Origin of the sequence: Pseudomonas sp. NCHU5216 (assembly GCF_052156495.1) — a bacterium.
In the GTDB taxonomy this organism is placed as follows: Bacteria; Pseudomonadota; Gammaproteobacteria; order Pseudomonadales; family Pseudomonadaceae; genus Aquipseudomonas.
In genome coordinates this window covers 122,189-136,689 of record NZ_JBQLIX010000004.1, presented here as the reverse complement: position 1 = coordinate 136,689, position 14,501 = coordinate 122,189, and the positions used below count along the sequence as shown (strand labels likewise).

Below are 14,501 nucleotides of genomic sequence, written 5' to 3'. Positions count from 1 at the left end.
ATGCATGACTACGACTGGCTGCTGCTGGCGGCCTTCTTCCTGCTGGTGCTGGCACCGGCCCCTTTTCTCGGGCGCTATTTGTACCGGGTGATGGAGGGCCAGCGCACTTGGCTCAGCCCCGTGCTGCAGCCGGTGGAACGCCTGTGCTACCGCGTGGCTGGCGTCGACCCGGAGCAGGAGCAAAGCTGGCGCGGCTACGCCCTGGCGCTGCTGGCCTTCACCCTGGTCTGCCTGCTGGGGCTGATGAGCATTCTGCTGCTGCAGGGCGGGTTGCCGCTCAACCCGCAGCAGCTCGCCGGGCTGAGCCTGCCGCTGGCGTTCAACACGGCGGTGAGCTTCGTCACCAACACCAACTGGCAGGCGTACAGCGGCGAGGCGCAGCTGAGTTATTTCAGCCAGATGCTCGGCCTTGGCGTGCAGAACTTCGTCAGCCCGGCAGTGGGTTTGGCGGTGCTGGTGGTGCTGTGCCGGGGTTTGGCGCGGCAGTCCAGCGACCGTCTGGGCAATTTCTGGGTGGATATCACCCGCGCCGTGCTCTACGGCCTGCTGCCGCTGTGCCTGGTGCTGGCGGTGCTGCTGGTATGGCAGGGTGTGCCGCAGAACTTCAGCGACTACATCTCGGCCACCACCCTGCAGGGCAGCGAGCAGAGCCTGCCAATGGGGCCGGCGGCCAGCCAGATCGCCATCAAGCAACTGGGCACCAATGGCGGCGGCTTCTTCGGCGTCAACTCGGCGCATCCGTTCGAGAACCCCACGGCGCTGAGTAACCTGCTGGAGCTGGCGTCGATCCTGCTGATCCCGGCGGCGCTGGTATTCACCTTCGGTCACTACGTGCGTGACCTGCGCCAGAGCCGGGCGATCCTCGCCAGCATGCTGCTGTTGTTCGTCATCGGCCTGGGGGTGTGCGCCTGGGCGGAGTTGCAGCCGAACCCGGCGCTGGTGGGGCTGCCCATCGAGCAGGTCGGCTCGCTGGAGGGCAAGGAGGCGCGCTTCGGCACCTTCGCCTCGGCGCTTTGGGCGACCACCACCACGGCGGCGTCCAACGGTTCGGTGAACGCCATGCACGACAGTTTCAGCGCCCTCGGCGGCCTGGTGCCGCTGGTCAACATGCTGCTGGGCGAGATCGTCTTCGGCGGCGTCGGCGCGGGCCTCTACGGCATGCTGCTGTTTGTGCTGATCGCGGTGTTCCTCGCCGGCCTGATGATCGGCCGCACTCCGGCCTACCTGGGCAAGAAACTGGAAGCACGTGAAGTACGGCTGATGGTCGCCACGCTGCTGGTGATGCCGCTCGGCGTGCTGGTGTTCGGCGCCCTGGCGGTGAGTTTCGCAGGGCCGGCGGCCTCCATCGGCAACCCCGGCCCGCACGGCTTCAGTCAGGCGCTGTATGCCTACGGCTCGGCTACCGGCAACAACGGCTCGGCCTTTGCCGGCTTCAGCGCCGACACCCCCTACCACGACCTGATGCTCGGCCTGGCCATGCTGCTCGGGCGCTTCGGCTACATCCTGCCGGTGCTGGCGATTGCCGGCAGCCTGGCGGCCAAGCGCGCGGCGCCGCAGGGGCAGAACAGCTTCCCCACCCATGGGCCGCTGTTCGTCGTGCTGCTGACCCTGACCATCCTCCTGGTGGGTGGCCTGACCTTCATGCCGGCGCTGGCCCTGGGCCCGCTGGCCGAACACCTGGCGTTCTGAAGGAGAAACCGTGATGAATGCCCCCGTAACGGCGCAACGCAGCGCCCAATCGTCCAGCAGTCAGCCGCAGACCGGCCTCGGCGCGCTGTGGCGCCCGGCCCTCAAGCAGGCCTTCGTCAAGCTCGACCCACGGCAACTGGTGCGCTCGCCGGTGATGCTGGTGGTGGAGCTGACGGCGCTGGTCACCAGCGTACTGTGCTTCGTCCCCTCCGTTCGTCCAGAAGCGGGGGGCGTGAGCACCGCCTTGGGCGTGCAGATCGCCTTGTGGCTATGGTTCACCGTGCTTTTCGCCAACTTCGCCGAGGCCTTGGCCGAGGGCCGTGGCAAGGCTCGCGCCGACAGCCTCAAGTCCGGCAGCCAGGGCTTGATGGCGAACAAGCAGGTCGGCGCGCAGTTCCAGTCCGTGCCGGCCAGCAGCCTGCGCAAGGGCGATGTGGTGCGGGTCGAGGCCGGTGAGCTGATCCCCGGCGACGGCGAGGTGATCGAAGGTGTCGCGGCGGTCAACGAGGCGGCGATTACCGGCGAATCCGCGCCGGTGATCCGCGAGTCCGGCGGCGACCGCTCGGCGGTCACCGGCAACACCCGCCTGGTGTCGGACTGGCTGCTGGTACGCATCAGCGCCAACCCCGGCGAGTCCACCCTCGACCGCATGATCGCCCTGGTCGAAGGCGCACGCCGGCAGAAGACGCCCAACGAAGTGGCGCTGGATATCCTGCTGATCGGCCTGACCCTGATCTTCCTGCTAGTGGTGGCCACGCTGCAGCCATTCGCCCGCTTCGCCGGTGGCGACTTGCCGCTGATCTACCTGGCGGCGCTGCTGGTGACGCTGATCCCCACCACCATTGGCGGCCTGCTTTCGGCCATCGGCATCGCCGGCATGGATCGCCTGGTGCGCCTCAACGTCATTGCCAAGTCCGGCCGCGCCGTGGAGGCCGCCGGCGATGTGCACACCCTGTTGCTGGACAAGACCGGTACCATCACCTTCGGCAACCGTCGTTGCAGCGCCATGGTCAAGGCGCCGGGGGTATCTACGCCGGAGCTGGCCGAGGCGGCGCTGCTGGCCTCGCAGGGCGACGACACGCCGGAGGGCAAGTCCATCGTCGAATACCTGGCGGCGCTGCACCCGATGGAAGCGCCCGAGCGCAGCGGCATGACGCTGATCGCCTTCAGCGCCGAGACGCGCCTGTCCGGTGCCGACGTGAATGGCGTGGCCTACCGCAAGGGCGCGGTGGATGCCGTGCTGGCCTACCTCGGCCTGGGCCGAACTGATCTGCCGGCACCGCTGGCCCGTGAGGTGGAGAAGATCGCCCAGAGTGGCGGCACGCCGCTGCTGGTGGCCGGGGACGGGCGCCTGCTCGGCGCCATCCACCTCAAGGACGTGGTCAAGCCGGGTATCCGCGAGCGCTTCGCCGAGCTGCGCGCCATGGGTATCCGCACCGTGATGGTGACCGGCGACAACCCGCTGACCGCTGCGGCCATCGCCGCCGAGGCGGGAGTTGATGACGTGATCGCCGAGGCCACGCCGGAGAAGAAGCTCTCGCGTATCCGTGCCGAGCAGGCCGAAGGCAAGCTGGTGGCGATGTGCGGCGACGGCGCCAATGACGCCCCGGCGCTGGCCCAGGCCGACGTTGGCCTGGCCATGAACGACGGCACCCAGGCCGCCCGCGAGGCTGCCAACCTGGTCGACCTGGACAGCGACCCGACCAAGCTGATCGACGTGGTGCAGGTGGGCAAGGAGCTGCTGGTGACCCGTGGCGCGCTGACCACCTTCTCGGTGGCCAACGACGTGGCCAAGTACTTCGCCATCCTCCCGGCGCTGTTCGCCGGCATCTACCCGCAGCTCGGCACGCTCAACCTGATGCAGTTGCACAGCCCGCAGAGCGCGATTCTCTCGGCCATCGTGTTCAACGCGCTGATCATCGTTGCGCTGATCCCGCTGGCGCTGCGCGGCGTGCGCATCCAGGCGCTGGACGCCGGCCAGTTGCTGCGGCGCAACCTGCTGATCTACGGCCTCGGCGGGCTGGTCGCGCCCTTCGTCGGGATCAAGCTGCTCGACCTGCTGCTGGTGGGGTTGGGTTGGGTGTAAACGCGTTTTGTAGGAGCGAACTCTGCGCGCGAATCTCTGGTGCGTGAAAAGCTTCGCGAGCAGAGCTCGCTCCTACAAGGGCTTCATTGCGCCCGACGGCACGGCCGGTAGGAGCGGATTTATCCGCAAAATGGCCAGGCACGGCGCCAAGACGAATGACACAAGCCAAGCGACGTAGCCCGGATGCAATCCGGGGCAATCTGAATCAGGAGACTCATCATGCTCGACCATATCCGCCCCGCCATCGCCACCCTGGTGCTGATGACGCTGCTCACCGGCGTGGCTTACCCGCTGGCGGTCACTGGCGTGGCCCAGGTGGCCTTCCCCGATCAGGCCGCTGGCAGCCTGGTGCGTGACGACGCCGGCCAGGTGCGCGGCAGCCGCCTGATCGCCCAGGCCTTCGACGGCGATCAGTGGTTCCTACCGCGCCCTTCGGCCGGCGACTACGCCACCGTGGCCAGCGCCGCCAGCAACCTGGCGCCGAGCAATCCGAAGCTGCGCGAGCGTATCGAGCAGGCCAGCGCGGGTCATGCCGGCCAGGCGCCGGTGCCGATGCAACTGGTGACCACCTCGGGCAGCGGCCTCGACCCGCAGCTATCGCCCGAGGCCGCCGCCTGGCAGATCCCGCGTATCGCCAAGGCCCGAGGCTTGGCCGAGGCCGAGCTGCTGCGCCTGGTCGAGGCACATACCGAGCGCCCACTGTTCGGCCCGGCGGTGGTCAATGTGCTGGCTCTGAACCTGGCGCTGGCCGACAATTCCTTCACTTCTTCCCAGTAACGAGTGCTCGATGAACGACAGCCTGCGCGCCGAAGCGTTGCTCGCCGACCTGCCCCGCGAAGGGCGGGGCCGGCTCAAGGTGTTTCTCGGCGCGGCGCCGGGTGTCGGCAAGACCTTTGCCATGCTCCAGGCCGCCCATGCGCAACTGCGCCAGGGCGTGGCGTTGCGCGCCGGGGTGGTGGAAAGCCACGGCCGCAGCGAGACCGAGGCGCTGCTGGTGGGGCTGCCGCAGCAGCCGCCATTGCGCCTGCCGTACCGTGGTCTGGAACTCAGCGAGATGGATCTCGACGGCCTGCTAGGCGACCCGCCGAAGCTGGCGCTGGTCGACGAGCTGGCGCACAGCAACGCTCCGGGCAGCCGCCATGCCAAGCGCTGGCAGGACGTGCAGGAACTGCTCGCCGCCGGCATCGACGTCTACACCACGGTCAACGTCCAGCACCTGGAAAGCCTCAACGATCGCGTGCGCGACATCACCGGCGTGCAGGTGCGCGAGACGGTGCCCGACTGGGTGCTGCAGGAGGCCGACGAGATTCAGCTGGTCGACCTGCCGCCGCGCGAACTGCTCGAACGCCTGCGCGATGGCAAGGTGTATATGCCCGAGCAGGCGCGTGCGGCCATCGACGCCTTCTTCTCGCCGACCAACCTCACCGCGCTGCGCGAGCTGGCCATGCAGACCGCCGCCGCGCGGGTCGATGCCGACCTCGACCAGCGTTACCGCCAGCTTGGTCAGGCCGCACCCAGCGTGCTCGGCCGCCTGCTGGTAGGGGTGGATGGTGACGGCGAGGCCGAGCGCCTGGTGCGCCACGCCTGCGCGGTGGCCGAGCGGCGTCATCTGCCCTGGTCGGTGGTGCATGTGGACAGCCGCGTGGCCATGGACGAGGAGCAACGGGCGAGGCTGCAAACGGCACAGCGCCTGGCCGAGCGCCTTGGCGGCGAAGTGGTGACGCTGCATGGCGACTCGGTGGCGCGCACGCTGCTCGACCACGCCCGCGAACGCCGCGCCAGCCTGATTCTGGTCGGCAGCAGCACGCGGCGCCTGCGTCGGCGCTGGTTCGGGCGTGGCCTCGGCGAACGTCTGCTGGCTGCCGGTGCCGGGCTGGAGGTGAGCGTGCTGGATGCCGCCGCTACGCAGCCCGCGACTGGCCGGCGTAGGCGCATGGCCCCGCATTGGCGCGACTACCTGTGGGCCACCCTGGCCGCCGCCTGCGCCACGCTGATCTCCCTCGGCCTGGCGCAGGTGCTGGAGCTGCCGAACATCTCCCTGGTGTTCCTCGCCGCTGTGTTGCTGGTGGCGGTGCGCAGCAGCCTGGGCCCGGCGCTGGCCTGCTCCGGACTGTCGTTCCTGGCCTACAACTTCCTGTTCATTCCGCCGACCCTGACTCTGCGCATCCAGCGTCAGGAGGACGTGCTGACCCTGCTGTTCTTCCTGCTCATGGCCGGGCTGACCGGCAACCTGGCCAGCCGTCAGCGCCGCCAGGTGCAGGCGCTGCGTCAGGCGCAGGGCGAGACCACGGCGCTGCTGGAGCTGTCGCGCAAGCTCACCGCCGCCGCCGACCGTCAGGCCGTGCTGGCGGTGGCCGAGCAACAATTGGGCGGTTGGACGGAGATGCACCTAACCCTGCTGTCGCGCAACGCCGATGGCCAGTGGCAGCACGAGGGCGGCCAGCATACCGAGCTGGCCGATGCCGAGCGCGCCGCCGCCGACTGGGCCTGGCAGCATGAGCAGCCCGCCGGGCGCGGTACCGATACCCTGCCCAACAGCCGTTGGTGGTGGTGGCCGCTGTGCGGGGAGGAGGGCGCGTTGTTGCTGATCGGCCTGCAGCATGTCGACGGCGCGCCATTGGCCGACGAGCGCCGGCGCCTGGTCGCCGCCCTGGGCCAACCGCTGGCGCAGGCCCTGGCCCGCGCGCAACTGGCCGAGGAGCTGGAGGCCGCGCGCCTGCACGGGCAGACCGAAGAACTGCGCAGTGCGCTGCTGGCCTCGGTATCGCACGATCTGCGCACGCCGCTGACCGCCATGCGTGGCTCCATCGACAGCCTGCTGGCGCTGGGCGAGGCGATCCCCCTGGCGGATCGCCGGGAACTGCTCGAAGGCACCCGTGACGAGGCCGAGCGCCTCGACCGCTATATCCAGAACCTGCTCGACATGACCCGCCTCGGCCATGGCGGGCTCAAGCTGGCGCGCGACTGGGTGGCGCCCAGCGACATCGTCGCCAGCGCCCTGCAACGCCTGCGCGCGGTGCTCGCGCCGCTGCAGGTGGAATGCCTGTTGCCGCCGGAGCCGCCGCTGCTGCACGTGCACGCGGCGCTGGTCGAGCAGGCGCTGGTCAATGTGCTGGAGAATGCCGCGCGCTTCTCGCCGCCGGCCGGGCGCCTGCGCGTGGCGCTGGAGTACGACGAACAGGAGCTGCGCTTTGTCGTCGCGGACCAGGGCCCTGGCATTCCCGAGGCGGAGCGGGCGAAGATCTTCGACATGTTCTACACCGCAGCGCGGGGGGATCGCGGCGGCCAGGGCACCGGCCTAGGCCTGGCCATCTGCCAGGGCATGGTCGGCGCTCACGGCGGCCGCGTCACGGTCGGCGAAGGCCTCGATGGCCGTGGCGCCAGCCTGATCCTGCACCTGCCATTGACCGCACAACCGCAAGCCGAGGACGACTGATGAGCCAGGGGCCGAGCATTCTGCTGATCGACGACGAAGCGCAGATACGCAAGTTCCTGCGCATCGCCCTCAGCGCCCAGGGCTATCGGGTGCTTGAGGCGGCCAATGGCGAAGACGGCCTGGCTCAGGCGGCGCTGCACAGCCCCGATCTGGTCGTGCTCGACCTCGGCCTGCCCGACCTCGACGGCCAGCAGGTGCTGCGCGGCCTGCGCGAGTGGAGCCAGGTGCCGGTGCTGGTGCTTTCGGTGCGTGCCAGCGAGGGTGAGAAGGTGCTGGCGCTGGATGGCGGCGCCAATGACTACGTGACCAAGCCGTTCGGCATTCAGGAGTTTCTTGCCCGCGTGCGCGTGCTGCTGCGCCAGGGCCAGGGCCGCGAAACGTTGCCGGCGAGCATCGCCTGCGGTGCGTTGAGCATCGACCTGGCCTATCGCCGGGTCAGCCTCGACGGCGCCGAAATCGCCCTGACGCCCAAGGAATACGCGGTGCTGGCGCTGCTCGCCCAGCACCTCGGGCGGGTGGTGACCCAGCAGCAACTGCTGCGCGATATCTGGGGGCCGAGCCATGTTGGCGACAGCCATTACCTGCGCGTGGTGGTCGGCCACCTGCGGCAGAAGCTCGGCGACAATCCGGCTGCGCCGCGTTACCTGATTACCGAGGCGGGGGTCGGGTATCGCCTGCGCGAGCCTTCTTAAAGCTCCAGAGTCAGGCGCAAACGATCCCGATGCTGCAGGCCGCTCTCGAACAGCGGTTCGGGGTAGTGCTGCAGGAAGTAATCCGGCTCCACCGCCACCACGCGAAATCCGGCGCGCTGGTAGAAGGTCAATTGGTGGCCGAAGCTGCCGGTGCCCAGTTCCAGGCGCTTCGCACCCAGTTGCCGGGCCTGGTCGATGGCGTGGTGCAGCAGCAGGACGCCGATACCCTGACCCTGGTGTTCCGGCGTCACGGCGATGTTCATCAGTTCCCAGGTGTTGGCCGTCAGAGCTTTGATCACGTAGACACCGACGGTCGCTTTGCCCAGGCGCGCGACCACGCAGCGACCGTCCTGTAGATAACTGGCGATGAGGGCGATGCTGGGATCGGCTTCCAGCAACAGCGCCATGGGCGCCTGTTCGCTGGGAATCTCGTGCAAGGTTGGGGTGGTCATGATGGCCTTTCTTTAAAAATGTTTTGGTTATAAATAAATCATTATTTATTCTTTTTAATTCGATTTGTTCCTGAGCATAGTGAGCACCACACCCAGCCACTGCCGAGGAGCACCAGCATGACCATCCGTCTGGGCGACATCGCCCCCGATTTCGAGCAGGATTCCAGCGAAGGCCGCATTCGCTTCCATGAATGGCTGGGCGAAAGTTGGGGCATTCTCTTCTCCCACCCGGCTGACTTCACCCCGGTGTGCACCACCGAGCTGGGCTTCACCGCCAAGCTCAAGGATGAATTCGCCAAGCGCGGCGTCAAGGCCATCGCCCTGTCCGTCGATCCGGTGGATTCGCACCTCAAGTGGATCGACGACATCAACCAGACGCAGAACACCCTGGTCAACTTCCCGATCATCGCCGATGCCGACCGCAAGGTGTCCGACCTCTACGACCTGATCCACCCCAACGCCAACGACACCCTGACCGTGCGTTCGCTGTTCATCATCGACCCGCAGAAGAAGGTGCGCCTGATCATCACCTACCCGGCCAGCACCGGGCGCAACTTCCATGAAATCCTGCGCGTCGTCGATTCGCTGCAACTGACTGACAACCACAAGGTGGCCACCCCGGCCAACTGGCAGGACGGCGACGAGGTGGTGATCGTGCCCTCACTCAAGGATGAGGCCGAGCTCAAGCAGCGCTTCCCCAAAGGCTATCGGGCGGTGAAGCCCTATCTACGTCTGACGCCGCAACCCAACAAGTAAGGATCGAGCATGCACGTCGTATTGCTCTCCGGCAGCCCTGCGGCGCGTTCGCGCACCGAGGTACTGCTGGATCATGTGCGTCAGCGTCTCGAGGCGCAGCAGGTGGAAGTGAGCCTGCTCAAGGTGCGCGACTTTCCCGCCGAGGATCTGCTGCATGCAAGGTTCGACAGCCCGGCGGTGCAGCATTTGCAGGCCGTGCTGGCCAGCGCCGATGGCCTGGTGATTGGCACGCCGGTGTACAAGGCGTCGTTCACTGGCGCGCTGAAGGTGCTGCTGGATCTGCTGTCCGAGCGCGCCCTGGCGCACAAGGTGGTGCTGCCCCTGGCCAGTGGCGGCAGCCCGGCGCACCTGCTGGCGGTGGATTACGCGCTCAAGCCGGTGCTGGCTGCGCTGAAGGCGCAGGAAATGCTCTCCGGCGTGTTCGCCGTGGATAAGCAGATCGCCTATCCCGAAGGGGGCAGGCCTGCGCAGATCGACGATGAGTTGCGCGAACGCCTCGACGAGGCACTGGAACAACTGGGCGCAGCCCTGGCGCGACGGCCGAGGCCGATCGATCCGAAGCTATTGAATGACCGGCTGGTGAACGCTCGCTGGAGTATCTGAAAGAGCAGCGATGAGCTGCAAGCTACAAGCTGCAAGTAAAAGCCAGAGCAACAGCGGCACGCCCGCTTGTAGCTTGAGGCTTGAAGCTTGCGGCTGCTTCCCCGCCTTACTCGCCCGCCAACGGGCAAGCAGGCCCACACTCAACTGCAAAGGAGGTCGCCATGGGCGGCAACACTTTGCGTCGGAGTCTGGTCGCCCTGCTTGCCGCGACCCTCGCCTTCGGCGCTATCCACGCACAAGCCGAGACACTGCGTATCGGTTACCAGAAATACGGCCCGTTGGTGCTGCTCAAGTCCAGCGGCGCCCTGGAAAAACGCCTCGCCGCCCAGGGCGTGGACGTGCAATGGACGGAGTTTCCCGCCGGCCCGCAGTTGCTCGAAGGGCTCAATGTCGGTTCCGTCGATTTCGGCACCACAGGTGAGACGCCGCCAGTATTCGCCCAGGCTGCGGGTGCTGACTTGCTATACGTGGCCTTCGAGCCGCCAGCGCCACTGAGCGAAGCGATTCTGCTGCCCAAGGATTCGCCGATCACGTCCGTGGCCGAACTCAAGGGCAAGAAGGTCGCCCTGAACAAGGGATCCAACGTGCATTACCTGCTGGTGCGCGCCCTGCAAGAGGCCGGCCTCAAGTACCGCGACATCACTCCGGTCTACCTGCCCCCCGCCGATGCCCGCGCCGCCTTCGAGCGCGGCAGCGTCGATGCCTGGGTGATCTGGGATCCCTTCCTGGCAGCCGCCGAGCAGCAGTTGCAGGCGCGCATCCTGCGTGATGGCCGTGGTCTGGTGAACAACCACCAGTTCTATCTGGCCGCGCGCCCCTTTGCCGAGAAGCACCCGCAGGTGGTGGCCGCTCTGGTCGAGGAGATCCGCAATACCGGCGAGTGGACACGAACGCACCTCGACGCAACCACTGCCCAGGTCGCGCCGCTGCTCGGGCTTTCCCCAGCGATCACCCGTGCTGCCGTTGAACGGCAGAGCTACGGCGCGCAGTTGATTACCCCCGAGGTGGCCGCCGCGCAGCAGAAGATCGCCGACACCTTCAGCGACCTCAGGCTGATTCCCAGGCGCCTGAGCATTGCCGAAGTGGTCTGGCAGCCGCCGGCCAGGGTCGCCCAGGCCCAGTAATTCGTAGCCCGGATGCAATCCGGGACGGCAGCACGATATTTCCCGGATTGCATCCGGGCTACCGCAACGCGTTCGCAAAAGGAAACCTTTCCATGAGCCTCAATATCTTCTGGTTCCTGCCTACCCATGGCGATGGTCAGTACCTGGGCACTACCGAAGGCGCCCGATCCGTCGATCACGGCTATCTCACGCAGATCGCCCAGGCCACCGACCGCCTCGGCTATGGCGGCGTGTTGATCCCCACCGGGCGTTCCTGCGAGGACTCCTGGCTGGTGGCGGCCTCGCTGATCCCGGTCACGCAGAACCTGAAATTCCTCGTCGCCCTGCGCCCGGGGATCGTTTCGCCGACCGTGGCCGCGCGCCAGGCGGCGACCCTGGATCGCCTGTCCAACGGTCGGGCCTTGTTCAATCTGGTGACCGGTGGTGACCCGGATGAACTGGCCGGCGATGGCCTGCACCTGTCCCATGCCGAACGTTATGAAGCCTCCGTGGAATTCACCCGCATCTGGCGCCGTGTGCTGGAAGGCGAAAGCGTCGACTACGCCGGCAAGCACATCCAGGTGAGGGGCGCCAAGTTGCTCTACCCGCCGATCCAGCAGCCGCGTCCACCGCTGTATTTCGGTGGTTCATCCGACGCGGCGCAGGATCTGGCCGCTGAGCAGGTCGAGTTGTACCTGACCTGGGGCGAGCCGCCGGCCGCGGTGGCCGAGAAGATCGCCCAGGTACGCGAGAAGGCGGCCAGGCAGGGCCGTGATGTGCGCTTCGGCATTCGCCTGCATGTGATCGTGCGCGAGACCAATGACGAAGCCTGGGCCGCGGCGGATCGCCTGATCAGCCATCTGGATCAGGCCACCATCGACCGTGCCCAGGCGTCCTTGGCGCGTTTCGATTCGGTCGGCCAGCAGCGCATGGCTGCGCTGCACGGTGGCAAGAGGGACAACCTGGAGGTATCGCCGAACCTCTGGGCCGGGATCGGCCTGGTGCGCGGCGGCGCCGGTACCGCGCTGGTGGGCGATGGCGCGACGGTGGCGGCACGGGTCAAGGAATACGCGGAGCTGGGCATCGACACCTTCATCTTCTCCGGTTACCCGCATCTGGAGGAGTCGTACCGAGTCGCCGAACTGTTGTTCCCGCACCTGGACGTGGCCCAGCCCCAGCGCCCTGAGAGTCGCGGTTATGTCAGCCCGTTCGGCGAAATGATCGCCAACGACATTTTGCCGAAGGCGGCTGCGGCGAGTTGAAAAGCGCCCTCTCCCCCAGCCCCTCTCCCATGAATGGGAGAGGGGGGCAAAGCGAGCCACTGGGCACTCCGGCGGCACCTGACAGCTCCCTCGCCCCTTTGGGGAGAGGGATGGGGAGAGGGGGCTAGCGCACGGATTTCCCGGATTGCATCCGGGCTACTGAGTGAATCGTAGGGTGCGCTGCGCGCACCTCGATTGCCTGCGCTGCCATTGGTGCGCATGGCGCACCCTACGGCTCGCCTCCGGCTCTCCCACTCATGGGAGAGGGTTTGTAGCCCGGATGCAATCCGGGGACAGAAACACAGAATTCTTCGAGGCAACCATGAACAACACGACCCTGCACAAACTGGCCCTGCGCGCCGCGCCCTGGGCCTTGCCGCTGGGGCTGCTGGTGGCCTGGCAACTGGCGGTGGCCGGTGGCTGGCTGTCCAGCCGCATCCTGCCGGCACCCAGCGCGGTGCTCGCCGCCGGCTGGCAATTGCTGGTCTCCGGGGAGATCTGGCGGCACCTGGCGATCAGCGGTCAGCGCGCTGCTATCGGCTTCGCCATCGGCGGTGGCATCGGCCTGCTGTTGGGCTTCGTCACCGGCCTGTCGAAATGGGGCGAGCGCCTGCTCGACAGCTCGGTGCAGATGATCCGCAACGTGCCGCACCTGGCGCTGATTCCGCTGGTGATCCTGTGGTTCGGCATCGATGAAGCGGCCAAGGTGTTTCTGGTCGCGCTCGGCACCCTGTTTCCCATCTACCTCAACACCTACCACGGTATCCGTAACGTCGACCCGGCGCTGGTGGAGATGGCGCGCAGCTATGGCCTGTCCGGTTTCGCCCTGTTCCGCCAGGTGATCCTGCCCGGTGCGCTGCCGTCGATCCTGGTCGGCGTGCGTTTTGCCCTCGGCTTCATGTGGCTGACCTTGATCGTCGCCGAGACCATCTCCGCCAGCGCCGGCATCGGCTACCTGGCGATGAACGCCCGCGAGTTCCTGCAGACCGACGTGGTGGTGCTGGCGATCCTGCTCTATGCGGTGCTCGGCAAGCTGGCCGACGTCGCCGCCCATGGCCTCGAACGCGTCTGGCTGCGTTGGCATCCGGCCTATCAGGCCAAGGCAGGTGCTCAATGACGGCGCTGCACAGCATTCGCCAGGGCCTCCCCTTGGTCATCGACAAGATCGAGAAAACCTTCGGCGCGCGTCAGGTGCTCAAGGGCATTGACCTGCACATTCCCACCGGCCAGTTCGTCGCCGTGGTCGGTCGTAGCGGCTGTGGCAAGAGCACCTTGCTGCGCCTGCTGGCCGGGCTGGATCAACCCAGCGGCGGCCAGTTGCGCGCAGGCAGCGGCTCGCTCAACGCCGTGCGCGAGGATATCCGCCTGATGTTCCAGGACTCGCGCCTGCTGCCCTGGAAACGGGTGATCGACAACGTTGGCCTGGGCCTGTCCGGCAACTGGCGCAGGCAGGCCGAGGAAGCGTTGGCGGCAGTCAGCCTGGCGGATCGCGCCCAGGAATGGCCGGCGGCGTTGTCCGGCGGGCAGAAGCAGCGCGTGGCTCTGGCTCGGGCGCTGATCCACCGGCCGCGCCTGCTGCTGCTCGACGAGCCGCTGGGCGCGCTGGATGCGCTGACCCGCATCGAGATGCAGCGCCTGATCGAACGCCTGTGGCAGCAGCATGGCTTCACCGTGCTGCTGGTCACCCACGATGTTGCCGAAGCGGTGGCCGTGGCGGATCGGGTAATCCTGATCGAGGACGGCCAGATCGGCCTGGATCTGGACGTGCACTTGCCGCGCCCACGCGCCCATTGCTCGCCGCAATCGGCTGCACTGGAAGCGCGAGTGCTCGACCGGGTGCTGGCGCAGCCGCAAGCGGCAAGCCACAAGCTTCAAGTAAAAGCAGCAAAGCAAAAACCCAACGCTAAGAGCTTCGAGCAAGAACCGCAGGCTTCTACTTGAGGCTTGCAGCTTGAAGCTTGCCGCTGATTTTCGACCCCAGGAGAAAATCCCATGACCATCAAAGCCATCAACGTGCGCAACCAGTTCAAGGGCAGCATCAAGAACATCGTCATCGGTGACGTACTGTCGGAAATCGACGTGCAGACTGCCGCCGGCATCGTCACGTCGGTCATCACCACCCGTTCCGTGCGCGAGCTGGAGCTGCAGGTGGGCAGCGAGGTGATTGCCTTCGTCAAATCCACCGAGGTGTCCATCGCCAAGCTCTGACGCTCCTCCGTGGCCCCGGCCGCAATGGCCGGGGCAAGCTGTCTGGCGCCTTCGGTTCGCCTGGCCGGACGACATGCCTTATCCTTGTCGGCCCTTGTGGCTGATCGTCTTCTGCAAGTCTTGTTATAAAGAGATAAGAAAAAGATATTTTTCGGCTATATGCTTTTTCTGCAGAATCGAGCCATCAAAACGCCTGCCTGCAGGCACCGCTCTC

13 protein-coding genes are annotated in these 14,501 nt (G+C 66.8%); 12 read left to right on the top strand and 1 reads right to left on the bottom strand.

From position 1 onward, the window contains the following. The 5 genes from kdpA (at nt 1) to ACSVIK_RS04930 (ending at nt 7,903) form a co-directional block, all read left to right on the top strand. The gene (gene kdpA, locus ACSVIK_RS04950; protein ID WP_442443257.1) at nt 1–1,689 is read left to right on the top strand and encodes a potassium-transporting ATPase subunit KdpA; all 1,689 of its coding nucleotides are present in this window, start codon (nt 1–3) and stop codon (nt 1,687–1,689) included. Nucleotides 1,690–1,702: 13 nt separating this feature from the next. Next, nucleotides 1,703–3,775: a potassium-transporting ATPase subunit KdpB gene (kdpB, locus tag ACSVIK_RS04945; RefSeq protein ID WP_442443256.1), complete on the top strand. Its 2,073-nt coding sequence runs from the start codon at nt 1,703–1,705 to the stop codon at nt 3,773–3,775. A gap of 219 nt (nt 3,776–3,994) precedes the next feature. Next, nucleotides 3,995–4,552, top strand: a complete 558-nt coding sequence (kdpC, locus tag ACSVIK_RS04940) for a potassium-transporting ATPase subunit KdpC (RefSeq protein WP_442443255.1) — start codon at nt 3,995–3,997, stop codon at nt 4,550–4,552. Nucleotides 4,553–4,562: 10 nt separating this feature from the next. After that, nucleotides 4,563–7,211: a DUF4118 domain-containing protein gene (locus tag ACSVIK_RS04935; RefSeq protein ID WP_442443254.1), complete on the top strand. Its 2,649-nt coding sequence runs from the start codon at nt 4,563–4,565 to the stop codon at nt 7,209–7,211. Continuing rightward, on the top strand, nt 7,211–7,903 hold the full coding sequence (locus ACSVIK_RS04930; RefSeq protein WP_442443253.1) for a response regulator: 693 nt from the start codon (nt 7,211–7,213) through the stop codon (nt 7,901–7,903). The genes ACSVIK_RS04935 and ACSVIK_RS04930 overlap by 1 nt, the downstream gene beginning before the upstream one ends. Here ACSVIK_RS04930 and ACSVIK_RS04925 read toward each other — a convergent pair. Next, complete coding sequence (locus tag ACSVIK_RS04925; RefSeq protein ID WP_442443252.1) at nt 7,900–8,355, bottom strand: GNAT family N-acetyltransferase; 456 nt, start codon at nt 8,353–8,355, stop codon at nt 7,900–7,902. The genes ACSVIK_RS04930 and ACSVIK_RS04925 overlap by 4 nt on opposite strands. Nucleotides 8,356–8,472: 117 nt before the next feature. On the opposite strand from ACSVIK_RS04925, the gene ACSVIK_RS04920 reads away from it, so the two are divergent. The 7 genes from ACSVIK_RS04920 (at nt 8,473) to ACSVIK_RS04890 (ending at nt 14,287) form a co-directional block, all read left to right on the top strand. Next, entirely contained in the window at nt 8,473–9,111 is a 639-nt protein-coding gene (locus tag ACSVIK_RS04920; protein WP_442443251.1) for a peroxiredoxin, read from the top strand. Nucleotides 9,112–9,120: 9 nt separating this feature from the next. Then, nucleotides 9,121–9,714 carry an NADPH-dependent FMN reductase gene (gene ssuE / locus ACSVIK_RS04915; protein ID WP_442443250.1) on the top strand — a complete coding sequence of 198 codons (594 nt, stop codon included), beginning with the start codon at nt 9,121–9,123 and terminating at the stop codon, nt 9,712–9,714. 161 nt (nt 9,715–9,875) lie between these two features. After that, entirely contained in the window at nt 9,876–10,838 is a 963-nt protein-coding gene (locus ACSVIK_RS04910) for a sulfonate ABC transporter substrate-binding protein (protein ID WP_442443249.1), read from the top strand. Between the two features lie 92 nt (nt 10,839–10,930). Beyond that, nucleotides 10,931–12,079, top strand: coding sequence for an FMNH2-dependent alkanesulfonate monooxygenase (gene ssuD / locus ACSVIK_RS04905; protein ID WP_442443248.1), 1,149 nt, complete (start codon nt 10,931–10,933; stop codon nt 12,077–12,079). A 322-nt stretch (nt 12,080–12,401) separates the two neighbouring features. Further along, on the top strand, nt 12,402–13,196 hold the full coding sequence (ssuC, locus tag ACSVIK_RS04900; RefSeq protein WP_442443247.1) for an aliphatic sulfonate ABC transporter permease SsuC: 795 nt from the start codon (nt 12,402–12,404) through the stop codon (nt 13,194–13,196). Then, a complete protein-coding gene (ssuB, locus tag ACSVIK_RS04895; protein WP_442443246.1) occupies nt 13,193–14,020 on the top strand; it encodes an aliphatic sulfonates ABC transporter ATP-binding protein in 828 nt (275 codons plus the stop codon). The genes ssuC and ssuB overlap by 4 nt, the downstream gene beginning before the upstream one ends. 51 nt (nt 14,021–14,071) lie before the next feature. Beyond that, nucleotides 14,072–14,287 (top strand): TOBE domain-containing protein, encoded by a 216-nt coding sequence (locus tag ACSVIK_RS04890; RefSeq protein WP_268180608.1) that lies wholly within the window; start codon nt 14,072–14,074, stop codon nt 14,285–14,287. The last annotated feature ends 214 nt before the right edge of the window (nt 14,288–14,501 follow it).